The organism is Bradyrhizobium sp., from assembly GCF_030693485.1.
Lineage (GTDB): Bacteria > Pseudomonadota > Alphaproteobacteria > Rhizobiales > Xanthobacteraceae > Bradyrhizobium.
This window is the reverse complement of the sequence record NZ_JAUYAN010000104.1, coordinates 1-3,210: the sequence shown is the minus strand read 5'-3', so window position 1 is coordinate 3,210 and position 3,210 is coordinate 1. Positions and strand designations below refer to the sequence as shown.

At 64.0% G+C, this 3,210-nt stretch carries 4 protein-coding genes; 1 reads left to right on the top strand and 3 read right to left on the bottom strand.

Going from position 1 to position 3,210, the window contains the following annotated elements; all coding sequences use genetic code 11:
- Positions 1-694, top strand: a 694-nt coding sequence (locus tag Q8N40_RS07820) for an FAD-dependent monooxygenase (RefSeq protein ID WP_305711414.1), incomplete at its 5' end; no start/stop codon positions are given.
- Between the two features lie 99 nt (positions 695-793).
- Here the strand turns inward: Q8N40_RS07820 and Q8N40_RS07815 are convergent.
- From Q8N40_RS07815 to Q8N40_RS07805, 3 genes are all read right to left on the bottom strand, one after another.
- Positions 794-1,564: an SDR family NAD(P)-dependent oxidoreductase gene (locus Q8N40_RS07815; protein ID WP_305711413.1), complete on the bottom strand. Its 771-nt coding sequence runs from the start codon at positions 1,562-1,564 to the stop codon at positions 794-796.
- A 210-nt stretch (positions 1,565-1,774) separates the two neighbouring features.
- A complete protein-coding gene (locus Q8N40_RS07810) occupies positions 1,775-1,960 on the bottom strand; it encodes a hypothetical protein (protein ID WP_305711412.1) in 186 nt (61 codons plus the stop codon).
- A gap of 133 nt (positions 1,961-2,093) precedes the next feature.
- On the bottom strand, positions 2,094-2,894 hold the full coding sequence (locus tag Q8N40_RS07805) for an outer membrane protein (RefSeq protein WP_305322853.1): 801 nt from the start codon (positions 2,892-2,894) through the stop codon (positions 2,094-2,096).
- Positions 2,895-3,210 lie beyond the last annotated feature (316 nt).

The window sequence follows — 3,210 nt, the reverse complement described above, 5'->3', positions numbered from 1 at the left end:
GCGGCGTGCCGGTCTCGAGGTCGAGGAGACAGGCGCGCCGATGGATGTGCTGTGGTTTCGCGCCGGCAAGCGCGCCGACGAGAGTGAAAACCTGTTCGCGCGGCTCGACCCCGGCAAGATGATGGTGACGTTCGACCGCGGCGATTACTGGCAATGCGCCTATGTCATCGCGAAGGGGCAGAACGATGCGGTGAGGGCGCGCGGGCTCGACGCCTTCCGCGACGCCATCGTCGGCATGGCCCCGGTCCTGAAGTCGGGGATGGCGGACGTGAAAACGTGGGACGACGTCAAGCTGCTGACGGTGACCATCAATCGCTTAAAGCGCTGGAGCCGTCCGGGCCTGCTCTGCATCGGCGACGCCGCGCATGCGATGTCGCCGGTCGGCGGCGTCGGCGTCAACCTGGCGGTGCAGGATGCGGTCGCGACGGCGAACCTGCTGGCGGCCAGGCTGGCGAGCGGTTGCCCGTCCGCGGACGAACTCGACGCCGTGCAGCGGCGCCGCGAATTTCCGGTGCGGATGACGCAGCGGATGCAGGTGGTGGTGCAGCACAGACTGATCAGTGCCGCGCTGAAGCCCGGCAACGCGCCGCTGAGGCCGCCGCTGCCGGTTCGCCTCATCAACGCGGTGCCCTGGCTGCAGGGCATCACCGCGCGCCTCGTCGGGCTCGGGGTGCGGCCGGAGCATGTGCGGTAGACGGTATCAAAACACCGCTAATGCCGCCTAGCCTTTCATTGCATGGGGTTGTTTTCGAGATTTTTGAAAAAGGCCCCGACGGAGGCGTCAGGCCGCCTTTCATCCCATGATCGAGAAACCGCCGTCGACCGGGATCGCGGTGCCCGTGACAAAATCCGAGGCGCTCGACGACAGGAACACGGCGATGCCCGCGAAGTCGGCGATGGCCCCCCATCGCGCCGCCGGCGTGCGCGCCAGCACCTTGTCATGCAGGCCGTCGATCTCGGCGCGGGCGCGCCTGGTCAGGTCGGTGTCGATCCAGCCCGGCAGGATGGCGTTGGCCTGGATGTTGTCGCCGGCCCAGGCCACCGCGCAGGAGCGGGTGAACTGCACGATGCCGCCCTTGCTGGCGGCATAAGCCGGCGCGAAGCTGGTGCCGAAGATCGACAGCATCGAGCCGATATTGATGATCTTGCCGCCGCCGGACGCCTTCATGGCGGGGTGGGCTGCCTTCGAGCACAGGAAGGCGCTGGTGAGGTTGGTCTTTATGACGCTGTCCCATTCCTCGAGTTCGAGCGCGTGCGGCGGCTTGCGGATGTTGATGCCGGCATTGTTGACGAGGATGTCGATGCGGCCGAGCTCTTTGGTGACGCGTTCGACCATGGCGGCGACCGCCGCCTTGTCGGTGACGTCGGCGGTGACCGCGATCGTCCTGACGCCGCACGCCTTGAGCTCGGCGGCCGCGGCGGTCGATTTCGCTTCGTTGCGCCCGACCACCGCGATATCAGCGCCGGCTTCCGCCAGCCCCCGCGCCATGCCGAGCCCGATGCCGCCATTGCCGCCGGTGACGATGGCCACCTTGCCGCGGAGATCGAACAGTTTGGTTGGCATTGGTGTCATCCAGTTCAGGCGCGGCGATCCAACAAATTCGATGTCGTCCCTGCGAACGCAGGGACCCATAGCCACCTATGTTAGTTTTGGTGGAAGGCTGGTGCAACAGCTTCGCATAACCACAGGCTTTTGTGATTATGGGTCCCTGCGCCCCGTGCGCAATTGCGCACTAGGCAGGGACGACGATGATACGTAGTGTCAAACGCGTTATCAACGCCGGCCGCGCCAGATCAGGATCAGCCCGAGCGCGGCCAGCGCCGCGCCGTACCAGGCCCATTGGGTCTGCTTGATCATGAAGCTCGACGCCGGCCAGGCGATCACGCCGGTGCCCTGACCGATCCAGAGCAGCCCGATCGCGACGGCGAGGAAACCAATGATCAGAAGCACCTTGCGCATAGGTCTTGCTCGCTGGTAGCCGCGGACTTCGCGTGGGTGCCAGAGTGCTGTGCTTGTGCGGGGAGGGCAAGGGGACGTCACAAAAAAGCCCCGGCAGATGCCGGGGCTTTTGAGTTGGTCGGTTCGGGAGAGATCAGTACTTGGCGACGACCGCGCCGCCGCCCCAGTTGAAGCGATACACCAGCTGGGTGCGCACGGCGTGGGTCCACTTCTCGGAGTCGATAGAGTCGCCCGTGAGCGCGTTGGTCGCGGTGACCCGTAGCGGGTTGCTTTGACGATCGAACTGCGAATACCGGTATTCGGTCTTCCAGAACAGGCCCGGCATGAAGCCCAGCGCATATTCAGCGCCGCTGCCGATGAACCAGCCCTTGTGGGTTGTCGCGTCGATATAAATTCCAGCGCCAGGAATGACGACAGGGCCATTAAACGCTTCGAAATTGGTTCGGTCGAACTTGGCTTCGGTGTAGCCGCCGGCGACATAGGTCAGCAATTGCGGGGTGACCAGCGCGCCGATACGACCGCCGACCGCCCACCGCGAACTCAGCTTTTCCGTGCCGTACAAGGTGCTCGTGGGAAGGTTCACCTGGCCCTTGATGTCGGCGAAGTCGTAATCGCCGAAGGCGCCGACCACCATGTTCCAGCCGCCCAGCGCGAACTGATAGTCGCAGCCGCCTTGCACTGTTCCGAAATGACCGCGGCCACCCGCCGTTGCCGTGGGAGTGGCCTGAACTCTCGGCGGTCCGTCATCATAAGCGGTGTTTTCCTGGTTCCACATACCGTAGCCCCAGCCGCCGGCGACGTAGCAGCCGGTCCAGGAGGGGGCGTAAGCGACGGGAGCTGCCCTCATCATCGGTGCCTTGGCTCGCATGTCGGCGGCGAGCGCAGGGGCGGAAAATGCCGCAACCGCAGTCAAGGCGAGAACCATTTTTTTCATGTCAATTCCCCAATCAACGAGCGGTCGATTCCGACCAGCGGTAAGTTTTGAATTCCAAGAATCTCAAACCATCGAAAAAAACTATAACCGGTTCCGTCCAAAATGCTGTTGCGGGGGAACCACACTCGCCTGAAAACGAAAAGGGAGAAAGCCGACAAAAAAAACCGAATTCTCCGCCGGAAGGCGGAATCCGGCCGTTTTCGGCGCTGCCGGGCGCTAGACGTCCAGCAGATCCTCGCTGGCGAATTCGGCCTTGTCGGAAATGAAGGCGAAGCGCGCCTCGGCCCTGGTGCCCATCAGGCGCTCGACCGAATCG

Excerpts from the sequence above, each read along its gene's own strand:
- Q8N40_RS07815 (WP_305711413.1), bottom strand. The coding sequence starts at position 1,564 with ATGCCAACCAAACTGTTCGATCTCCGCGGCAAGGTGGCCATCGTCACC.
- Q8N40_RS07810 (WP_305711412.1), bottom strand. The coding sequence starts at position 1,960 with ATGCGCAAGGTGCTTCTGATCATTGGTTTCCTCGCCGTCGCGATCGGG.
- Q8N40_RS07805 (WP_305322853.1), bottom strand. The coding sequence starts at position 2,894 with ATGAAAAAAATGGTTCTCGCCTTGACTGCGGTTGCGGCATTTTCCGCC.